Annotated in this window: 16 protein-coding genes; 7 read left to right on the top strand and 9 right to left on the bottom strand. The window is 52.5% G+C overall.

Annotation, left to right across the window (positions count from 1 at the left end; genetic code table 11):
• Nucleotides 1-137 precede the first annotated feature (137 nt).
• From ACR0KL_RS21090 to ACR0KL_RS21120, 7 genes are all read right to left on the bottom strand, one after another.
• Nucleotides 138-830 carry a sugar transferase gene (locus ACR0KL_RS21090; protein ID WP_170644103.1) on the bottom strand — a complete coding sequence of 231 codons (693 nt, stop codon included), beginning with the start codon at nt 828-830 and terminating at the stop codon, nt 138-140.
• Between the two features lie 445 nt (nt 831-1,275).
• Nucleotides 1,276-2,145 (bottom strand): glucose-1-phosphate thymidylyltransferase RfbA, encoded by an 870-nt coding sequence (rfbA, locus tag ACR0KL_RS21095; RefSeq protein WP_170556555.1) that lies wholly within the window; start codon nt 2,143-2,145, stop codon nt 1,276-1,278.
• Nucleotides 2,146-3,018, bottom strand: a complete 873-nt coding sequence (gene rfbD, locus ACR0KL_RS21100) for a dTDP-4-dehydrorhamnose reductase (RefSeq protein ID WP_170681510.1) — start codon at nt 3,016-3,018, stop codon at nt 2,146-2,148.
• Nucleotides 3,015-4,055: a dTDP-glucose 4,6-dehydratase gene (gene rfbB / locus ACR0KL_RS21105; RefSeq protein WP_170681512.1), complete on the bottom strand. Its 1,041-nt coding sequence runs from the start codon at nt 4,053-4,055 to the stop codon at nt 3,015-3,017. The genes rfbD and rfbB overlap by 4 nt, the downstream gene beginning before the upstream one ends.
• Nucleotides 4,052-4,621, bottom strand: a complete 570-nt coding sequence (gene rfbC, locus ACR0KL_RS21110; protein ID WP_170644134.1) for a dTDP-4-dehydrorhamnose 3,5-epimerase — start codon at nt 4,619-4,621, stop codon at nt 4,052-4,054. Before rfbC ends, rfbB begins: the two co-directional genes overlap by 4 nt.
• 963 nt (nt 4,622-5,584) lie before the next feature.
• Nucleotides 5,585-7,612: an acyltransferase family protein gene (locus tag ACR0KL_RS21115; RefSeq protein WP_170681514.1), complete on the bottom strand. Its 2,028-nt coding sequence runs from the start codon at nt 7,610-7,612 to the stop codon at nt 5,585-5,587.
• Nucleotides 7,613-7,628: 16 nt separating this feature from the next.
• Nucleotides 7,629-9,512: an ArnT family glycosyltransferase gene (locus ACR0KL_RS21120; RefSeq protein WP_480777469.1), complete on the bottom strand. Its 1,884-nt coding sequence runs from the start codon at nt 9,510-9,512 to the stop codon at nt 7,629-7,631.
• On the opposite strand from ACR0KL_RS21120, the gene ACR0KL_RS21125 reads away from it, so the two are divergent.
• The 3 genes from ACR0KL_RS21125 to ACR0KL_RS21135 all read left to right on the top strand — a co-directional run bounded on the left by ACR0KL_RS21125 (nt 9,489) and on the right by ACR0KL_RS21135 (nt 12,645).
• Nucleotides 9,489-10,964: a UbiA family prenyltransferase gene (locus tag ACR0KL_RS21125; RefSeq protein WP_480777470.1), complete on the top strand. Its 1,476-nt coding sequence runs from the start codon at nt 9,489-9,491 to the stop codon at nt 10,962-10,964. The genes ACR0KL_RS21120 and ACR0KL_RS21125 overlap by 24 nt on opposite strands.
• Nucleotides 10,961-11,329 carry an EamA family transporter gene (locus ACR0KL_RS21130; RefSeq protein ID WP_170681527.1) on the top strand — a complete coding sequence of 123 codons (369 nt, stop codon included), beginning with the start codon at nt 10,961-10,963 and terminating at the stop codon, nt 11,327-11,329. Before ACR0KL_RS21125 ends, ACR0KL_RS21130 begins: the two co-directional genes overlap by 4 nt.
• Before the next feature lie 230 nt (nt 11,330-11,559).
• Nucleotides 11,560-12,645: an acyltransferase family protein gene (locus ACR0KL_RS21135; protein ID WP_170681529.1), complete on the top strand. Its 1,086-nt coding sequence runs from the start codon at nt 11,560-11,562 to the stop codon at nt 12,643-12,645.
• A 384-nt stretch (nt 12,646-13,029) separates the two neighbouring features.
• Here ACR0KL_RS21135 and ACR0KL_RS21140 read toward each other — a convergent pair whose 3' ends face one another.
• Together ACR0KL_RS21140 and ACR0KL_RS21145 are read right to left on the bottom strand one after the other, a co-directional pair.
• Entirely contained in the window at nt 13,030-14,055 is a 1,026-nt protein-coding gene (locus tag ACR0KL_RS21140) for a ParB N-terminal domain-containing protein (RefSeq protein WP_170681531.1), read from the bottom strand.
• A 119-nt stretch (nt 14,056-14,174) separates the two neighbouring features.
• Nucleotides 14,175-15,614 (bottom strand): AAA family ATPase, encoded by a 1,440-nt coding sequence (locus ACR0KL_RS21145; protein ID WP_480555537.1) that lies wholly within the window; start codon nt 15,612-15,614, stop codon nt 14,175-14,177.
• A 395-nt stretch (nt 15,615-16,009) separates the two neighbouring features.
• On the opposite strand from ACR0KL_RS21145, the gene ACR0KL_RS21150 reads away from it, so the two are divergent.
• From ACR0KL_RS21150 to ACR0KL_RS21165, 4 genes are all read left to right on the top strand, one after another.
• Entirely contained in the window at nt 16,010-17,035 is a 1,026-nt protein-coding gene (locus ACR0KL_RS21150; RefSeq protein ID WP_170681533.1) for a replication initiator protein A, read from the top strand.
• 709 nt (nt 17,036-17,744) lie between these two features.
• Complete coding sequence (locus ACR0KL_RS21155; RefSeq protein WP_170681535.1) at nt 17,745-18,341, top strand: polysaccharide biosynthesis/export family protein; 597 nt, start codon at nt 17,745-17,747, stop codon at nt 18,339-18,341.
• 18 nt (nt 18,342-18,359) lie between these two features.
• Complete coding sequence (locus ACR0KL_RS21160; protein ID WP_170681537.1) at nt 18,360-19,766, top strand: hypothetical protein; 1,407 nt, start codon at nt 18,360-18,362, stop codon at nt 19,764-19,766.
• A 459-nt stretch (nt 19,767-20,225) separates the two neighbouring features.
• A partial coding sequence (locus ACR0KL_RS21165; protein WP_480777471.1) for a PA14 domain-containing protein occupies nt 20,226-21,597 on the top strand: 1,372 nt, incomplete at its 3' end.

A 21,597-nucleotide genomic window follows, 5' to 3' on the forward strand; every position in this document is an offset into this window, starting at 1 on the left:
GAGCAGTTTTTGCGCTTAACTCATCACGGCGGGGAAATAGGATTTGAGCAGCCTCTTGTGATTGCCCTGCAACAAGAAAGGATTCATCGCCCTTATCTGATCAGCCCGTCACTCAAAGACAGAGGGTCGGGTATGAATCAGTACCCGGTTGCCCGTACAACAACGCCCACTGTGGCATAGAGAATGCCAACATCAGTTTTGAACGTCAGATCTTCCGCATAAGAGGTGTCAAAATCCGCGCGGCTTGCAAATGTGCTGGCGTTGCGTTCGGACACTTGCCATGAGCCGGTCAACCCGGGCCGTAGCGAGAAATATGCTTTACCGGGATAGAGTTTCTGCTGCTCGGGCATCATCGGACGAGGTCCAACCAAGCTCATTTCACCGACAATCACATTCCACAGCTGTGGCAACTCATCCAGTGATGTCTTGCGGAGAATCTTGCCAAATGGTGTAATCCGAGGATCATCCTTGAGCTTTTGCGTCTGCTCCCATTCAAGCCGCGCCAAGGTATTGTGGGCAAGATAATCATCCAGAAGCGATTGTGCGTTGGGCACCATCGTGCGCAGCTTCCACATTGTGAAAACGCGACCGTCCCGGCCAATACGCTGTTGTCCATAAAACGGGCTACTACCATCCCGGGCGACCAGAACTGCAAGCAGGGCTACAACGGGCAGAACAATCGGCAATGCTAGCAGAACAAAAGCTACATCCAGAAACCGTTTAAAAATCTTGCGATATAGCTGTGTGGAGTGAGCCGTTGAGCTCCGCGCACGAATGGTTGTACTACAAGGCCGAACCTCAGCGGAAATATTCGTATCCTGAATAGACATTTTTTACCTTTAAACCCAAAGCCTTAAATACGGCTTCACCACTAACCCACACATTGCGGGGCACAAAATGACCCAGCGCCTTTGATACATCGAAACACTTCAGATGGACAACTATGGCGCCTTTTTACTTAATATTGAGATTATACGTATATGAACTCCATCACAACGAAGCAATTGCGCCAGGATGGCAAATTCTAGCCTTACTCTGGCTACAATTTTGCAAAGTGCCTAAAATTGTTTACCTCACCACACGGCCTGTCAATCTGGGGTTGAATGCACGGAGCCCCTACTCTTTTTGCGTTTTTCTCATCTTTAGAGAAAATAACAAATGGCAAACGTGGATGGATATGTTCTCTAGGACCCAACCCCTTGATTCGCGCGTCTCCATCTGCTTCCGAGACGTCATGCACACAAGAGGCGCTGACGCCTTGAAAAGCGCGGGCCGTCAACTCAATAGCAATTTTAGATAGTGACCATATGTGGATTTGGCGAATAGCTGAGCCCGCTCTTCAAGCGCTTCATCATTGATCCAGCCATTGGCCCAAGCGATCTCGTCCAGGCTGCCGGTTTGCATACCTTGGCGATCCGTCAGTGTCCGTACGAAGTTCCCCGCATCCAGCAGCGATCCATGCGTACCGGTGTCCAACCAGGCAAAGCCGCGGCCCATGGTTTGAACATTCAGCAGCCCTTCGTTCAGGTACATCTCGAGCAGGGATGTGATCTCCAACTCACCGCGCTCGGACGGCTGGACCTGACGGGCGCGCGCAGGGGCGTCACCGTCGAGGAAATAGAGACCGGTCACCGCGTAGTTTGAGGGCGGTACTTTCGGTTTCTCGATGATGCCACGTACTTTTTGACCTTCGAAATCGACCACGCCGTAGCGTTCGGGATCGGCCACACGATAGGCGAAGACTGTTCCGCCGCTCTCTTGCGCATCTGCTGCACGCAACAGATCAGGCAGGCCGTGGCCGAAAAAGATATTGTCCCCCAGGATCATCGCGGATGGCGCACCTGCCAGAAAATCCTCGGCCAGTGTATAGGCCTGCGCCAGACCGTCTGGCGACGGCTGCGTGATCCAGGTCAGCGACAGGCTGTACTGGCTGCCATCGCCCAACAGACGCTGGAACTGCTCCTGATCTTCTGGCGTCGTGATGATCGCGATCTCACGGATCTGCGACAGCATGAGCACGCTCAGCGGGTAGAAGATCATCGGCTTGTCATAGATCGGCAGCAGCTGCTTTGAGACCGCCATGGTGATCGGATACAACCGCGTTCCCGAGCCGCCAGCCAGAATGATACCTTTGCGTTGCATGATCTATCCTTTCAAAGCAGGGCTATCAGTGACCTTCAGCTCGGCCAGCACCTGCGCCAAGCCGGCTTTCCAGTCAGGCCGCCCAAGCCCGTAAATCTCATTAAGCCGCGAACACTCCAGCCGCGAATTGAGCGGTCTGGGGGCTGGGGTCGGGTAATCTGTTGTTGGAATATCGGTGATCTGAGTGGCCAGACCCGCCTGCGAGACAATTTCGCGCGCGAAACCGGCCCAGCTGACATCGGGTGCCCCGGAATAGTGAAACACCCCGCCTTCGGCACGCCCTCTGGCCATGGTCAGCAGCGTCTTGGCAATATCCGTGGCCGGGGTCGGCCCGCCGATCTGGTCGGCCACGATAGTCAGGCTATCTCGGGCCTCAGCCAACCTCAGGATGGTTTTGACAAAGTTATGACCGTGCGCTGAAAACACCCAGCTCGTCCGCAGGATCGCATGCCATCCACCTGCTTGGGCGATCTGGCGCTCTCCGTCCAGCTTGGTTTGGCCGTACACACCCAGCGGACCGGTCGGGTCTTGAACAGTCTGGGGCGAGGCCCCTGCCCCGTCAAAAACATAGTCGGTCGAGATATGCAGAAAAGGCAAATCACGGTCTGCCGCAGCGCGTGCCATGGCACCCGGCGTATCACCATTGATCATCCGCGCAAGCTCGGCCTCATCTTCGGCCTTGTCGACCGCCGTATAGGCGGCTGCGTTGATGATCACATCGGCATCTGTGGTGCGGATTGCGGCGGCGCAGCTTTGTGGATCAGACAGGTCCGCTTGGGACCGGTCCAGCGCCTCGATCGTGATGTCATGCGCCGGCGCATGCCTGCGCAGTTCCGTGGCCACCTGTCCGCTATGCCCGAAGACCAGCGCTTTCATCCGGCCACCCCGAGCCGCTCTCCGACGCCGCTGCGGTCCTGCAGAGCGGCCAGCCATGCACCATTGTCCAGATACCACTGAACCGTCTGCTCCAACCCGGTTTCAGGTGTGTACGAGGGTCGCCAGTTCAGTTCTTCCCGGATACGGGCCGGGTCGATGGCATAGCGACGATCATGGCCGGGGCGGTCGGTGACAAAACTGATCAGATCGGCATAAGGCATTTTGCCCGGCTTCAATCGGTCGAGGATCGCGCAGAGCATTTTGACCAGATCGAGATTGGTCATCTCGTTTTCACCGCCAATATTGTAGCTGCGGCCCAGCTTGCCTTGCTCCAACACCAGTAACAGCGCTTCGGCATGGTCTTCGACATGCAGCCAGTCGCGGATGTTGTCCCCTGCCCCATAGATCGGGATCGGCTTGCCGGCCAACGCGTTCAGGATCACCACTGGGATCAGCTTTTCGGGAAACTGGTAGGGGCCGTAATTGTTCGAACAATTGGTCATCACCACCGGCAGGCCGTAGGTTTCATGCCAGGCCCGGACCAGATGATCCGACCCCGCTTTTGAGGCCGAATAAGGTGAATTTGGCTGATAGGGGCTGTCTTCGGTGAAGAAGCCTGTCTCGCCGAGTGAACCAAAGACCTCATCGGTCGAGATGTGATGGAAGCGGAACGTATCGGGTTTGCCTGCCCCGACCCAATAGGCGCGGGCAGCTTCCAGCAGGACGTAGGTGCCGGTGATGTTGGTGTCGATAAACGCTGCAGGCCCGTCGATTGAGCGGTCAACATGGCTTTCGGCCGCGAGATGCATGATCGTGTCGGGCTGGTGTTTTTTCAAGATCGCGATCATCGCGCCTGCATCCCGGATGTCGGCCTGCTCAAAAACATAGCCCGGCGCATCCGCCACCAAGGCAACATTATCCAGACAAGCCGCATAGGTCAGCGCATCAACATTGACGACCATATGACCATCGGCAATCGCGCGCCGGATCACGGCAGAGCCGATGAAGCCCGCGCCGCCTGTCACCAGAATTTTCATTTGATATCCTCAATTGTGAATGGGCTGTCGATGTCCCGCAAAAACGGCGCGATTTTATCTTTATCAGACAATTGCGGTTCGGCCAGATCGAGCGGCCAGTTGATTCCGACATCAGGGTCATCCCACCGAATAGCGCCTTCTGTTTCCGGTGCATAGGTGTCGGAACATTTATAAATGATCTCGGTCTCAGGCTCCAATGTCATGAACCCATGGGCAAACCCTGCGGGCACCAACATCATCCGCCCGTTCTCGAAACTCAGTTCCTCACCGACCCACTGGCCGAATGTGGGTGAACCCTTGCGAATGTCCACGGCAACATCAAAAAGCCGGCCGTGTCCACAGCGAACCAACTTGGCCTGCGCCCTTGGTGGAGCCTGGAAGTGCAGACCCCGTACCGTTCCCACGGCGCCTGAAAGCGAGTGGTTGTCTTGAACGAAGACTGTGTCGATGCCTTGGGCTGTAAAACTGTCCAGATTATACGTTTCTTCGAAAAAACCACGCTGATCCCCAAAACGCTCGGGCGTGATTAAAACAACTCCCGGGATAGCAAAAGATACTAAATTCATAGGCACAATCACTTCATTCCACTATACCGATATATCACTCTATGAATCGTAATATCGACGGATCATACATCGTCAATCAAATTGTCACATTGCTCTGCAGTGCCGTCCAAAAGATCATATAGTTTGTAAGTGTCCATCTTCAGAGTTTTTCGCACCCCTGCGACGATCGACATCGGCGGGTGTTAGGCTACAAAAGCTCGTAGTATCGTCAGCTGTTTCCGTGATCGACAAGGGCTCCGATCTGGTATTCGAGGGCTCCCGGCAGAAAGTCGTTTTTCAACAAGGCTTAGCTTTGTCGTCTGATACAAAAGCCAAATCTCGTCCCGGGATCTACGGGCGACTTGGCGGGCCTCAAAAACGTGATCCATGCCGTTGTGTTCAAGATACTCAAGCATCGGCTACGACGTAAGACGAGTTGTTATCACTTGGCAAATAAAGCTGGTGAACAACCGTTGTCTGATCGCGCGCCGAGACCTCCAACACCAGGTTTTGCGGCAATCCCGCCGAAAATTAGTGGTGCTCGCAATTCTTGCATTTGACGTCACTGACCAACTTGTCAGTGACGTTTATTCTCCGGGCCTCTCGTTCATCTTCGCTCCATGTAAGCTACGACAAACTAGAAAGCCTCGGTTTCTCAAACCCCTAAATCTGTCCGAAAGTTGCTGACGTCAGACAGATTGGTGGTACTACTTTTTCAAGTCACTCAGCCGCTCGCTCTTGGTGAGTATGACAGGATAAGGTGTTTGTGTTACACAAACATACAATATGACAGTTTAAAAGTTGCAGTAGTGACCGCAAAGAATTTTCGCATCCAAATAGTCGGAGATGGTTCCTTTTTTCCAAAAGCTAGGTCGGCCAATCATACGTATGCTGGAGAAGTTCAGAACTCCTCGCCCACCTTCTATCTTCTAGGCGATGGAAGGTGGGGCAAGCCGCCAAATGTAAAAAATACAATCCAGAGGATTACTGAGCACTTTTGTGATGCAGGGCAACGGGAATGAATAAACTAGATATTCGCGGCACCATGGCAGCTGCCAGATGGTTGTTGTCGAAATAAAGGGGTGCGCCATCCATCATAAGAGAGCATGTATCGTCGCCGCAGAGGCTGTCATGCGTACGCAAAACGGTAATATCCCCCTGCCGTTCAAGCCGGTCAAGAAGCCCCATCATCGGCCCCTGACGCGCAAGCAACGTCTCTACATCGACAATGCCAAACGCTGCTATTTCATTTTCCGATATTCTTCCGGTTAATTTGTTCATGACAAAGGTACGAGCACTGAATTCTGGGAACTCAGGGGGTTGCTCTATCACAAAGACTTTCAAGCCTTGCTGACGTAGCGTGTTGATCGTTCGCTCAAAACTTTCGATGTAGACTTCGTATTGATCAGCTGACGGATCGAACGCCTCTCCTTGCGGCCAAATTTTGATTTCGTTCTGAATATCTGCACCGATCCCAGTACCCTGCCCGTAATAAGACCAGCGCCCTAGGATAATCACCGCATCGATCCGCTTGTCTTCGGTCACGAGACGTTTGACTGCGGCATTTCTCTGCTCACATTCGCGATCTGTCGCTGCGGTCGCAACATATTCATCGACTCTGATATCAAATAGTGCGGGGCAACCGCCGCTCCACACGATAAGCGCGTCAGCGTCTGGTAGAGTGTCCCGGAAGGCATGTCGATATGTTGGCGAATGAGAGTCGCCCCAAATCAGCGTGTAATGCTCCGCCTCAAAAGGGGATCCGATTTCACAATACTCTATATCCTTGAGGCGCGATTGCGCACTGTCCAAAACACAATCCTGCGAAATGTCACCAAACAAATCAGTCGCCGCAATTGCTGCGCGCGTTTGTTCGTCAAATCTGTTTGGCATCCCATTTTTCTGGAACACGAAGAAGCCTGCCGCCATCAGTACCGCAGACATCGCTATGGTCGACGTGAAAACCGTTTTCTTGGTGGAGTATATTCCATAGGCTCCGGTGCGAAATGGCGTCTCAACATAGCGATAGGTAAGATAGGACACAACAAGCGTGAAAAGCAGAATGGCTGTGATTTCCAAGGCGTCGGTTCCGTTTGTGTCTGTGTAGCTGTAGAACACGAACAGCGGCCAATGCCACATATAGAGTGAATAAGACAGTGTACCGATGAAAACCATTGGCTTCAGGGCAAGGAACTTTTGAACCGAAGTCAGGCGTTCAGCATCAAGCTGAATGATGAGCCACGTTCCAATACAAGCAGGTACCGCTGCCAGTCCTGGAAATTTCATTGTCGGCTCGTAAAGAAACATCGGGACCAAGATCAGTGCAAAACCAGACCAAGCGAGAACTTCCCTTGTAAAGGCAGACTCGAACTTGGGAAGCGTGTAGCAGCCTGTGGCGATTAAAATCCCAAGCCCCAGCTCCCAGATGCGTAGAGGGAACATATAAAACGCAAAGCTTTTATCGACAGTAACCACGACAACTGCAGCCACAAAAGAGACAATACTGAGACCCAAAAAAACGAAAAAAAACTGGCGGCGCGACATCCATGCCAGAAAACTCACGACAATTGGGAAAAACAGATAAAACTGCTCTTCGACAGAGAGAGACCAAGTGTGCAGGAGCGGCTTGAAGTGAGCTGCTGTGTCAAAATATCCGGTCTCACGGTAGAACTCTACGTTCGAAAGATACACGGTGGCTGCAACGAAACTCTTGGAGAAGCTGCGTAAATCCTCTGGCAACAATAGAAAGTAGGCCAACAACAGCGAAACGCTCAGCATGAGGAAATAGGCTGGGAACAAACGGCGAACTCTGCGATAGTAGAATTCTGAGAATACAAACTCTCCCTTTTCTACCTGATCAAATATCCGCGTCGCGATCAGAAACCCGGACAAAACAAAAAACACCTCTGGGCCCGTGAACGCACCTCCAAATCCGGGGATACCAAGATGAAAAAAAATGATCGTGATAACTGCTACCGCGCGCAGGCCATCAATGTCGGGACGATACGTCAAAGCCGTGCTTCCTTTTTCAACACTCGAACACTGTAACGGGACGCTCTAGAAAAAGCGGCTTGCGGGTTTCAAATGTTTTGACAGCCAAACATTCTTCGGTGACGGACTGGTAATAATCCCGCATCAAATCCGACGGAACTTCGGTCAAAAGATAGTCAAGATCCCGGACCACCAAGATTCTAAAACCTTTGTCTCGCCAGTATCCAAGCTGCCATTCTTCTTTCTGAAGTGGCCAACTGTGGGCTTTGACCTCATAGTTGACGTCCTCTTCGTCGACATCCTCCAACCCGTACATTGCGCTTGGGGCATTGACGTAAAAAAGCGCGTTCGGGTTGGTATTCCGTATCAGGCGCTCAGGCGCCATTTCCGGTAGTTCGACACTATATTTTTTGGCAAGCCTGTCTAAGCGTTGCAACTCCATTTCTTGCGCCAACGCATGCTGCTGCACCCCCAAAGGTTGAGACGTCAGTATACGGTCCGCACCGAAATTCCTACTCAGATACGCTTCCAGATCTTCCGTTACAGGTACCGCCATAGCCTGGCTGACGGGAACAGCTGCCCCCACAACCGCCAACAGGGTAGCAACGCCCCCCACACTCAGCGCAGCAATACGCCAGCCCCTCTCTGCCACCGCCGCAGCGCTCCCGAGAACCATACATGCAAGCAGCAAAAAACCAGCAAAATTTGCGATCCAGAGATGCTCAGGCTGCCTGGATCCCGTGATATAGGCTGTCATGAGACTGCCAACCATCAATGATCCCCAGATCACCCAAAGAACATCTCGATTTGGAAGGTAGATTACCCTCCTTGCTAGCAACCCCAATGGCGTCAACAAGACAAGCAGGGCAATAACAGGGTTCAGGCCCCAATATAAATCGAGTGACCGTACCGCCAGGGTGGTCAGCCCGACAGCAAAGCCTTCCCCCTCCTGAACAGACATCACGGATTGAATCTCCTGGTATTCAAGGAAATTCTCAAGGTCGAGCAAAATTCCAATATTCAAGATGGGCCAGAGGATCAGAACGCCTACCCCTGCCCGCAATGCCGAGGCTAAACATGACTGCATACCTTCCCGCCGCAACAGAATGATGATCCAGCCAATCGCGAGCGGCCCCAGTATGAAAACAGCCGAATGCTTGAAGCTGACCGCCAGAACAACACCCAACCCGGTCATAAAATCCCACCGCTTCGGGTACTTCGTTTCTACACGTTTCCACAAACAGAAAAATACCCAAACAATCGCAACAGCTAAAGCGCTGTCTCCCTTGGCGATATGGGCCATGAAAACGCCCAGTGGAAACAGGGCCCCCATCAGACCGATCCACACCGCTATTGGGGTCTTCAATTGCGCTTGACGGGCAAAGGCAAAAAACAGGGGGGCCATCAATGCACTGATCATCGCTGTCGTATACCGAGCGGTCAGATAGAACGGCGTCGGGTCCTCAAAATACGCGGCCCGAAACTCACCGGGAGAACTCCACATTCCCGTCCCCAGACCAAACGTGAACAGTCCAGCAAAAGCCACAGCATTGAGATAGTTGATCAGCGGCGGATAAAAGTGTTGGCCGGGAACCAATTGCCCTGTCATAACCTTCGCCGCATCGTTTATGCGCTCATCCCCATGAAAATAACCATAATCCGCTCCGCTGGCCCGCAGAACCAAAGCGATCAGGTAAAGACATATACTCAGCACAATTATAGCTGTTTTTTGGTCAAATTTATTATTTAACATGAAACAAGTCGTACCCGGGTTACCTTTTAAGAAACTACTATGTTCTCTGAAATGAAAGCAATTCGCACAAGGTTGGCCCATATCTTCATCCCTCACAATGCATAATGCGCCAAGTAACGGTGGAATAGTTTGCAAAACAGAAACATGATACCAAGTTCCGAATTCCATCAGCAAAACAGAGATGTTCCCCTTTTTGTAGATCTAGACGAAACACTTGTGCGCACCGATGTGGCACTGGAACTTCTGATACGCGGTTTGCGTCACAAAGATTGCGTGAAGATGATCGTCCCTACCCTGGCGCGCGGGGATCGTGCTGATCTTAAACATCAGCTTGCCAAGACAGTGGAACTACAAGCTGAACTGCTGCCATACAACCAAACTGTCGTTACGTATCTACAGGCTGCCCGAAACGCCGGTAGGACTGTTATACTGGCGACCGCTGCGGATATTTCAATCGCACGTCAGGTCTCAGATCACCTAGGACTGTTTGATGACATCATTGCCTCTGGACCCGGTCACAACATGAAGGGACAGGCCAAGCTAGAGGCCATTCAAAATTACATAGAAGGCCAGAGTTTTGAATACATAGGCGATTCAACAGCGGATCTGCCAATCTGGCGCGTCGCTACGCTGCGGGGGTTTGTGAATGCTCCGCTCAAGGCAAAAGAATTGATGGAAGAAGACCCCAAATTGGTTTCTATTCTGCTGAACGACAAGGAACCCACGCCCCGCCCATTGATACGTGCAATGCGCCCGCATCAATGGAGCAAGAATGCCCTCCTTTTTCTGCCCTTGCTCTTCTCGCACACCTATACCGAACTGCATAATCTAGTGTTGTCGGTTCTGGCCTTTCTATCTTTCTCGGCCTGTGCCTCAGCCGTTTATCTGTTCAACGATTTACTGGATATCGAAGCAGACCGGATGCATCCCAGTAAATGTCGCCGCCCTTTTGCAAGCGGTGCACTGACTTCCACCACAGGTCTGCTGGCTGGGGTTGCCTTGTTTGGCCTCGCGCTGATCATAGCCTTCTTTGCGGTCGGCCCCATTTTCGGCCTGGTACTGATCGGCTATATTATCATGACTAAATGCTATTCGATCTGGCTCAAAAAATATTCGACAGTCGATGTTGTCGCCTTGGCACTTTTATACACAGTTAGGATACTCGCCGGAGCGGCAGCTATCATGGTGCCGGTCAGCCCCTGGCTTCTTAGTTTCTCACTCTTTTTCTTTCTCAGCCTCGCGTACATGAAACGCTTTATAGAACTGAGCCAAACAAAGAACGGGCAACCACTTGCCCAACGGGGTTACAGCCCATCCGATTTGATTATGGTGCAAATCTTCGGAATCTCCAATGGAGCCGTAGCGCTGCTCACGCTTGCACAATACATCAACAACCCAGGAATTGTAGAACGTTATCAAACCCCAGAATTACTCTGGCTAATTGTCCCATTGATGATGCTTTGGGTTTATCGTGCATGGATGTGGGCCAGCCGTGGACGCATTGACGACGACCCAGTTGTCTTTGCTTTGAGGGACCGTTCCAGTCAGGTGACAGCGCTACTCGCAGGCGGAATAATTTTGGGCGCACGTCTGATTGACATGAATTGGGTATTACAATGAATCTCACGAGCTTTGTCATTGTTTTTGCCAGCGTGTCTCTATCCGCGCTGGCGCAGACATCATTCAAAATTGGGGTAGAACGGGTCCGCTGGGGTGCGGACGCATCCATACTTGGTAAATCTCTCGCAATGCTCTTGTCGCCATATGTCATTGGAGGCCTTGCCCTGTACGGTGTCGGAACCATTCTTTGGCTATTTGCGTTGCGCCAGCTGGAACTCTCTGTTGCTTATCCGTTTGTCGCAATGAGTTTTGTAATGGTACTGGCTTCTGGAGTGTTCTTTTTGGGTGAGCCACTCTCAGTTGGGCGCATCATAGGTGTATGCTTGATTGTCTCAGGACTGGTGGTGATTTCTCAGTCAACATGAAAAATCAATACCGCATTAGACAGAGATAAAACCACCACGGGGTTACTCCTTGACCTACAATTATGTGATTAGAAACCTCCCGCAAGCAACGATATCCCCACACGTTTCAGCGCATTGGATTATGGCCCTCTATGCACTGACACTACGTTTGTGTCCGCCATATGCGATCTTTCAACCACATCTAACACATAGCAATGAAGCATCAAAATTGTGCTTGGGGGGTATGATCAGTGTCGAAAACTAGAAGCGGCACAATTGAGCACTTTTACTGGGTTGATGCGTTGCGAGGTATAGCAGCAATAGCCATCGTAATTTTTCACTATCACCATTTCTATCTCGCTGATGCGATGAGCCGCTCGACACTTCCACCAGTCGATACCTTTCCGCACTCTCGATATCTATCGCCTTTGTTCGGACCTTACGCCGCACATGCTGTGGAATTATTTTGGCTTATCTCGGGGTTTGTTTTTGCCCATGTTTATATGCGACGCAGTGTGACCCTTCGGTCATTTAGCGTTGCTCGCTTTGCAAGACTGTATCCACTCCATCTCGCAACCTTGATCTATGTCGCCTTCTTACAGTGGATTAGCCTAAGTCAAACCGGGCATTGGCAGATCTACGGCAACAATGATCTCAGGCATTTTGTGTTACAACTTTTGATGGCATCAAACTGGCCGGTATTTGCACACGGACTAAGCTTCAATGGACCTATTTGGTCAGTCTCACTAGAGATTCTGGTCTATGGTCTTTTCCTAGCTTCACTGCCTTTAATCAAACGCAGTCCGTTTTTTGTTACAGCAACCCTAAGCATACTGAGCTGGAGCTGGTTTTTCCTCCAACCTTACCCAGTTCTATACATTTCCCGCGGCGTTTTTGAATGTGGTGGATATTTCTTTTTGGGATCGCTTTTATACGCACTTAAACTGCAAGAAAACTTGCTCAAGGCAATCCCTCTATTTTTGTTGGGCGTGATCGCCGCAGCATGCGGGTTTGCCGTTGAAAGTACCCAACTATCTGTCATAGGCGTGTCGGTAGCGACTCTGACCCTTTTTGTTTCCTTAGATCGCATGGCTCCAAAATTTGGCAGACGTTTAAGAATTTTAGGAGACATCAGCTATAGTTTATACCTTATTCATGTCCCAATTCAGATGGCCATACTGCTGGTCGCCGATATTGCGTTTGACGGAACCCGAATATTCGCCAGCTATTGGATAACCTTGCCAGCTTACTTAGCGGCCTCTATTGCAGCAGCATTCGCCACATACCGCTGGTTTGAACGTCCTATTGGAAAAGCAATTCGGTCAAAGTTGAGTTGAACAATGACTCACCCAAACGAACAATTTATGATCCTTCGTACAGATGTTTCGCGTGCGAAACTGGGTTCATTGTGGGATCTTTCGGCTTCTTTGATTTGGTATTTTGCCACAAAGGGGTCATCCAGCTCTCTAGTCTAGGTCGCTTGGCTGTAAAAACCGTTCTTGTTTCTTTCTCGTGATTAGATTGTGATCAAAGCTTGCTGAGCGGCTCCCTTGGGCAGCTCAAGCAAAGCAGGCCGTATGGACAACTTCCTAATAAGAATAGCGTCTTTAGCACTCGCAGGAAATACAATGCTCTCGACTGGGAAAGCCCGTCAGCTTATGAAACGAAGACTGCACAATTAAGCCTTCAAATAGGAACAAAAAATACCGCAGGTCCGAACATTATCTGATCTCAGTTTGCAGCCATGTTTTCAAGCGCTCGACAAACTCAGCGTCGAGACGGGAGCCACTGAGCACCAGTTTTCGTTTATCCACATCATGTTGGACTTGAACACTTCCAATTCGTTCAGAGGTTTTCTTGGCGTCTGTGTCAGGTTCTTCTCGGTCCTGCCGGCCTCGTTCTTTCTTAGCAAGAAAACTTGAGATCACCTTAGCTTCTGCTGCGGGGGTCCCAAGAGGAGTATTCCGCAGTGTTTTGGAAATACGCAGTCCCAGTTTAGGCTCATCTTTGAGAGCTTTGGACAGAGCCAATCCCAATCGCTCTGGTATTGCAGCTGCAAATCCCAATTCTTCATCGAGCGCATGATAAATCGCAATGAAAGAACCGATCTTCGAACGTTTGGCACGGCTGGCTGTAGCGAATAGCTCCCGCAGAGCGCTGCCTTCATCCGGATATACCCCCTGCTCTACTGCACGTGCGACGATCCGTGCGCGTTCATAATAAGACAACCCAACTCGGATTTCGTTTTCCTCGACCATCGCCAGATACGCGTCTGAGGCGCTCTCTGGGCGTCTTAGCAGCGCCTGTACGGTGGCGAAGCGGTCTTCTCCAGTTTCCGCGTACAACGCCTTCAGCGCTGTCAGGCGTCGCCAGCCGGAAATCAGGCCGAACCGATCCTCGGACAACTGAACCACTTCGATAGGGGTTTGCTGGCCGCGGGCGCGGATGCTTTCGACCAGGGCTGACATCTCTTCCCCATCCACTGCAATCCGGTCGCGTACCAGATGGGCCTCCTCGATGGCCATCAGTGGCACCTGCTGTACCAACCTGCCCTCGGCCCGGGCAGTGCGGATCTCAGCGCTCAGATCATCAACAGCAGCCTGCAGCGCCGTATCGCCGGCCACTTGCGCGATCGGGGGCGCAATTTGAACGGACGGGAACATGGATTTCGTTTCCGGTGCGGTGCCCGGGGTTCCGGCAGACTGGAAATCGGCGCGGGCAGGGGTCAGTCGTTTGCGTTTTGCCATGTCAAATCCTCCTTATCTGCCGGTCATAGACTCTGTTGCATGTCGTCCGACCACCGATCCGTACGGTGTGCGTGGCAGGCGTTTCGCGCGCGAAACATTCATCAGGCAGGGCAGGGGGGTCATACCGCCACCTCGGGCTGCTCTTCAGCGATCCGGGCCAGCTCCTCGCGTCGCCAGATACCTAGAACCAACCGCTTGAAGGCGGCGTAGGTTTCATCAAAGGTCTCGCGGCCCCGTGCGTAGGTCTCGCGGTTGAAGTCACGATAGTCTGCCTCGTAGATCCCGTTCACCTGTTCCCCCGCCTGACCGATCAGCGCGGTAAACTCCTGCCGGTGGGGCGACAGGGCACTGCCCAGATAGGATTGCATCAGGCCGGCCAGCTCTGCCTGCTGGGTGCCGTCATAGCGCGTTATAACGGTGCGCACCGCGTCCCATTCAAAGGCCATTTCTTCGCGTCCAAGGGCCCGGGCGGCCATGTTCTCGCCCTCTTCGATCGACTGAAAAGTCGAATGCAGCATGTCAAAGAACCTCCCCGTGGAATCGAATTCCAGGAACGAAGCCCCCATTGGGACCAGCAAGATATCGGCCGCCGCTAGTCCGTTGATCGTCAGATAACCAAGGGCAGGGGGGGTATCGAGGAAGATCAGATCGTAATCGGCCAGAACACCATCCGCCTCAAGCGTTTCCGTCAGAGCATCCCACAGCTTCCAGCCGCGGGCCTGCATCCGCCAGACGGGGATCTGGAACTCGGCCCAGTAGAGGTTCAATTGCGCCCCAATCAGATCAATATTGGGCCAGTGTGTTTTCTGGATCAGGCTGCTGGCACGCGTATCGAGCGCCTCCATCAGAGTGTCATCGATAGGGTGGGGCGTCTCACCCCGGTCCAGACGTCCCTGGTTTTCGCGGCGCAGATATCCGGCATAGTGACGCGCCAGCAGGGGAAATACGGTCTGCCATTCATCGGTGACCTTGCCACCGAAGATCGAGGTCATGGAACCCTGGCTGTCCAGATCAATCACCAGAACCTTGTAGCCATCCAGTGCCGCTGACATCGCCAGATGCGCGCAAGTCGAGGTCTTTCCAACGCCGCCTTTGAAATTGGCAACAGAAACAAGCTTGGCAGGTAGACCCTCGGGGCGATAAGGGCGGTACTCTTTTGCCTTCGATCCTTCTGAAGCAAAATGAGTGCGCAACCGCAGCACCTCATCCAAGGTGAACCATTTGGCGCCGCCTTCGGATTCTGATCGCCCCTGGGGCAGATCCGGGTTGGCCTTCAGGACCCGACGGAAATGGGGTGCCGCAACCGGGATCAGGTAACGGGTGATTTCCCAAGTGGAAAACAAACGCAACTGCCGCGTTTCTCCATCTTCCAATCCCCGGCTCGCCAGATCTTCACGCCCCTGAGAGCAAGCCCCGGCAATAGTTGCAAAACTGGCTGTGGTTGAAGGATCCCCCAGTTCGGCAAGGGCGGTGTCGGGATCAATATTGAAATAGGGTGGAAGCCCGTCTTTCGGAGATAACGCCATGTTCTTCTGCTCGATATGCTGTGTTTTCGCCATAGTATCACAAAACATGACATATGGAAGAACTAACGGCATCAACCGATATTTTCTAAGTAAATCAAGGGGCTGGAAGTGTAGAAATCCGTAGGTTTTAGGCCTTGTCGAATTTTTTTTAGTTAGAATATGGTTATTTATTAGTTACGGTATAGACGTCAGTAACATAAAGTGTTGAAAAAAAATGTATTTTAGCGGCTCTTTTGAGACAGAGTGAATCTGAACCCACGATCAAGTGACTCTGATCCCACGTTGTCCTGACTCTGAACCCACGATCCGATGCTTTACCCGGTCTGTGGATAACTTTAGGGTAAGCGTCAATAAAACCACGAAAAAAGATTCGGGCAGATCAGGGGCAGAGGTATGGGCTGGGACGTTTCAGTTCTGAGTGATTTTTCATGAGCGCGGATACCCCTGCCGGGGCAGGGGGGCTGTTGCCCGAGAGGCATCCGACAGCGGATTTCTTTGTCTGCGATATTTTCGATGCACTGCCCAAGACAGACATGGGATCAATGGAGCATCCGATGTTCTCGCTGTCCACACGCCCGGATCGGCGCATCCTGAACTATGAGCATAACGGGGTTGAGATCACCGTCACACCCTCGGTCCGGGGGCTGGCGACGATCCACGACAAGGACATCCTGATCTTCTGCATCAGTCAGTTGATGGCTGCAATCAACGCAGGCCGCGCCGTCAGCCGGGTGTTGCACCTCAAGGCGCATGATCTGCTGGTGGCAACTAACCGGGAAACCTCGGGCGATGGTTACAAGCGGCTGCGCGAAGCCTTTGAACGGTTGGCCGGTACCCGCATCACCACCAACATGGTCACCGGTGGGGTTGAGACGACCACAGGTTTCGGCTTGATCGAAAGCTGGGAGATCGTGCGCCACACGCGGGCAGGGCGGATGGTCAGCGTTTCGGTCAAATTGTCGGATTGGCTGTTTCGAGCGGTGCTGGCGAAATCGGTGCTGACACTCAGCCGCGACTACTTCCGCCTGCGCAAACCGCTGGAGCGCCGGATCTACGAGTTGGCGCGTAAGCACTGTGGTCGTCAACCAGACTGGCGGGTGTCGGTCGAGACGCTGCTGAAGAAATCCGGCTCGGCCTCACCGCGCCGGGTGTTCCGTAAGATGCTGCGCGACATGATCGCCGCCGATCACTTGCCCGACTATCACCTGGGAGAGGAACCGGGTGATATCATCCGCGTCAGCCGTCGGGATGTGGTGGTCGAGGTGGGAGAGAGGGCTGCTCTACTTCTTGCCCCGGCCACGCTGGCAGAAGCGCGTGCGTTGGCGCCGGGTCAGGATGTTTATGCGCTTGAAGCCGACTGGCGAGCTTTCTGGGCTCAATCGGGTCGTGTGCCCCTTAGAAGCCCGGACAAAGCGTTTTTGGGGTGGTTGAGAAAGCGGGACCCGGCCGGATGACTCCTTTTTAGTTTGGCATGTTTCGGAACGGACGGCTTGTGCGATGCAGACCACCAGAAGCGGGAGGATCCCGGCAGTAATATAGCCAATCAGGGCTGCAATAATACCATGACCGAATATCAATACGCCAATAGCCGTGAATGCCCCAAGGGCCATCCCTAGTATGATCAGTCCAACCAGCATGATATTTATTGCCTGAACACAACCTGGGCGAAAGCGGGTGAGCAAACTTATTCCTGAAGGGGATCGGTTGCCAGACAAGTTTTCAGGATGTTGGTAAAACAGGCGATGGGTTGCTCAAGGGGCGCAGGAGTTTGTTGCATGCCGAATAGGCAGGCCTGCTAGCGACTGTCCTTGATACGCATCTTTGCAGTGCGTGAGGCATGATCCAGTGCAGAAAGCGCATCATCTAGCCCATACCCTTGGATGAGTGATATTCAAAATGAGTTGCCAGGCTGCCAACAAAATGTGGAAGCATGGCAAAATTTAATCCTGATGCAGCCGATGGATCATGTCCGCTTCGGTGTTGCGGTGCGGTCAATACAGAGCCATTCTGAGTCCAAATTGTTAAGGGATCGCAAATACACGTGGCTTTACTGTAAGTTTCAAGGCTAGAGTGGGCCCACTATCCGGGACCCATCGAAGATGTATTTGGGGCCGGACGGGTTGAAAAGGTTTGGCGTAAGAGCGGGAGCTTTAGAGAATAAATATGCATTCATTAATTGCGTTGCTTGTTTCATTGGTTCTGACAACTGCGGTTGCTGTGCCGGCTCTGGCTCAAGGTAGCTACCGCATTCAACCCGGCGACACACTGCAAATTGAGGTTCTCGAGGATGCTACGCTCGACCGGGATGTGCTTGTTCGCCCTGATGGACGGATTACGATGCCATTAGCTGGTTCGATTGTTGCTGGAGGGCGCAGTGTTGAGCAGCTTCGAAGTGATCTGGCAAATTTATTGGCACCCAACTTTGCGGATACCCCAAATGTTTTTGTATCGCTGGGTGAAGTGGGCGAACCTGTAGACCCTGACCCGATCCGTGTCTATGTCATCGGCGAAGCGGAAGAACCGGGTAAGTTTGAGGTTGAACCCGGTACCACGTTATTGCAGCTTGTTGCAGAGGCCGGGGGGTTTACCAGGTTTGCCGCCACCAAGAGAATTGCCCTGCGCCGGACAGACAGGTCGGGCAAGGAAACGGTTTTCAAATTCGACTATGACTCCATTCTTGACGGTACGGTTTCACGATCAGCCGTCAGATTGTCGGAGGGCGATGTCCTTGTCATCCCGTCTAGGCGATTGTTCGAGTAATTTGGTAACGAGAGCGACGTGGTACACAAAGCATATATACACGCAGCGGTTGTTAATGCTGCGTGGATACCTTTGATTTTCGTAAATACCGCTTTAGCACAGGAGGTTGATCCCGGTGGTCGCGTGATGACTTTCGGGCTTACTGAGCGTATTGAGTCGGGGCAAAACCTTGGGCTAGAGGTCCCGGAAGAAGGATCAGGCACAATTGCTTCGACAATATTGTCTTTTGGATTATCCGATGAAACCCGGACGCAGCGATTTTCTTTGGATGCCACCACTGCTTTACGGTTTACAAATCTTCCCGAGCAAGAGAGCGAGATCGATTTTGGCGATGCCATTCTGGAACTCGAGTATGATCGTGAAGCCGCGAATGCCGGGTTGAATCTGAGTGCCGATTTTCTTCGGTATGACATTGGCTTTCAGCGCTCCTTATTGACCTTTACGGATGACGAGGGAGTCATTTTGTTGCCGCGCGACTTTGATGACCTGACCGGTACGGGCATTCGGAATGAGTATCTGGTGAGCGGGCGGATCGATTTCGGGCGCGAGAATCTGGTTGGATATAATTTGGAAGTTGCAGCGAACGGGATCGATTACTCGGACGCCTCCAATCCGGATCTTTTTGCAAGCGATGAAGTTGCCGCCCGGGCGGGTGTTACTTTTGATCTTTCACCGCGGACCAGGGCAGCCATCGATCTGACGGCAATTTATTACGAGGATGAAAGCGAAGGGCAGACTGACCGCGACACTGAAGAAATCGCTTTCAGAATAGAACATGAGCTTTCGCCCCGGGCGCGGCTTGAGGGGTCTTTAGGCTTCATTGACATTGACGAGCGCGATCAGGTCGAAGGCGATATTCTCGTTACGGGTCCTGTTGGAGATATTGGCTGGCAATATGATGTGTCGAATGGAGATGTGTCGGCTGAGTTTGTCGTTTTACGCGATACGCCGGGGCGTTTGAATACACTGACATTCGGGCGCAGTGTAGATATCCCAGACGGAGCGTTTTCCGCCGATGTCGGTGTCGCGCGCGATTCTGATGGAGAAGTCGATTTCATTGGGGCGCTGGCATATGCGTATGAATTCGGCGCGCACGAAGCTTTTGCCCGGATCAATCGAGGCATCGGTGTCACAGATAGCCGGGAATACCGGCCGGAAACCGTCGCAGATCTTGGAGTAGTTTTTGGGATTAGTGCCGTTTCGCAACTGGGGTTTCGGGCGACATATGCGCTTGCAGAAGGTACGGCAAGCGATCCTAGGGTTGCGCGCTTTGATCTTGATGCTGTTTACAGCCGGAGGCTAACTCAGGATTGGAATTTCAACACTGGCGTTAGCTATCGGAGCCGGGATGAAGAGGGCGTTGGGCGTGCAAATTCGCCATTGGTTTTTGTAGCACTGGGTCGAGATTTCTTATGGCGGCCATAAGTGAAAATGCTTTGAGCGCTCCGAAAGATTGATTCATATGTTTTCACTTTGCCCTTTGCGCCTCGTTTTCAGGAATTGCCCAGCCTGAAGAATATTCAGCCTCTGATATTTCGAGGGCGTATTAAAAATGCAATCAATCTGTGGCTGATTTTTTTCTGAGATATCTCTCAAGGGTTTTTCAATATGCGTGTTTTTTTGCTTACGATGGCGTATATCAGCTGTTTTTTGCCCATAAATGATGCCTAAGCTTCTGATCATTGAAGCGCTTAGGATTTTGAAACTATCCGCTTCTAGGTATCTGTGATCTTGGTAAATTTGGCTGTTGGGGCAAATATGTGGTGGTCGTGACTGCGATTCTCGTGAGGTGCCAGAATATTGTCTTAATTTAGCCGTGTTGTGCAAAAAAATGGAAACAGTAGGGCCTGGCAGGCAGGCTTCAACTCAAGAGCAGGTACAGTCATGAGCCTATATGCGGAATACTTTACTCTGGAATTTGGTGTGTCAGACCTCAGCCAGATTGATTTTGATGCACCTCCCTCAGCGACTGGTACGGTTTCAAGACTTGCGACGCGATACAGCGCGGAAAGCTTCTGGCTTGGTGGTGCGACAGACAATTTTGCGGCGCGTTACACCGGGCAGCTGAATATCGATTCTGGTGGTACGTATACGTTCTACCTAACTTCGGATGATGGCTCGGCACTTTATATAAATGGCGAGCCGGTGATTGATAATGACGGTTTGCATGGTGATATTGAACAAACTGTCACGATTGATCTTGGGGCCGGCTCACATGGCATCGAAATCCGCTATTTTGAGGGATTTGGAGATGCATCGCTGCAATTGGAGTGGTCTGGACCGGACAGTGGTGGCCAGCGCGAGATTATCCAAGGCGAAACATTCAGTCATACGCGCGCTGATGATGAAACGGGCTCTGACGGTATAGGGTCGAGTGCCGACGAAAGCAGTGCCGAAGACGATGTGGATACTGGCAATACTGGAGATGCGGATTCGGCCAGTACACAGGTGTCGGGTCTTGTGGCTCGTTATTTCACACCTGCTAACAAGATATCCAATTTGTCGGATGTCGATTTTGAGGCAACTCCGGTTGAGACGGCCAACGTTGACCAGCTTGCCATTCTTTATGAGAGAGGCGGATTTTGGGAAGGTGGCCCGAGAAATCATTTTGCAGCGCATTATGCAGGTAATCTGAATGTTGAGGCCGGAGGGACTTATACGTTTTACCTGACTTCAGATGATGGTTCGGCGCTCTATATCGACGGTGAACCGGTAATCGACAATGATGGTCTGCACGCTACGCGCGAACAACGGGTCACGCTTGAACTGAGCGCTGGTTCACATGATATCGAAATCTTCTACTTTGAGCGCCGTGGCGCCGCATCTTTACAGCTAGAATGGGCGGGCCCGGACAGTGATGGGCAGCGTCAGATTATTGGTGGCGAAGCATTTAGTCACCCTGAGTCTACCAGCTCGGGTGATACCGGCGGTGACACAGGGACCGGGGACACCGGCTCGGGTGATACCGGCGGTGACACGGGGACCGGGGACAGCGGGTCGGGTGATACCGGCGGTGACACAGGGACCGGGGACGCCGGCTCGGGTGATACCGGCGGTGACACGGGGACCGGGGACAGCGGGTCGGGTGATACCGGCGGTGACACAGGGACCGGAGACGCCGGGTCGGGTGATACCGGCGGTGACACAGGGACCGGAGACGCCGGCTCGGGTGATACCGGCGGTGACACGGGGACCGGGGACAGCGGGTCGGGTGATACCGGCGGTGACACGGGGACCGGGGACAGCGGGTCGGGTG

It is taken from the genome of Ruegeria sp. C8, from assembly GCF_056537565.1.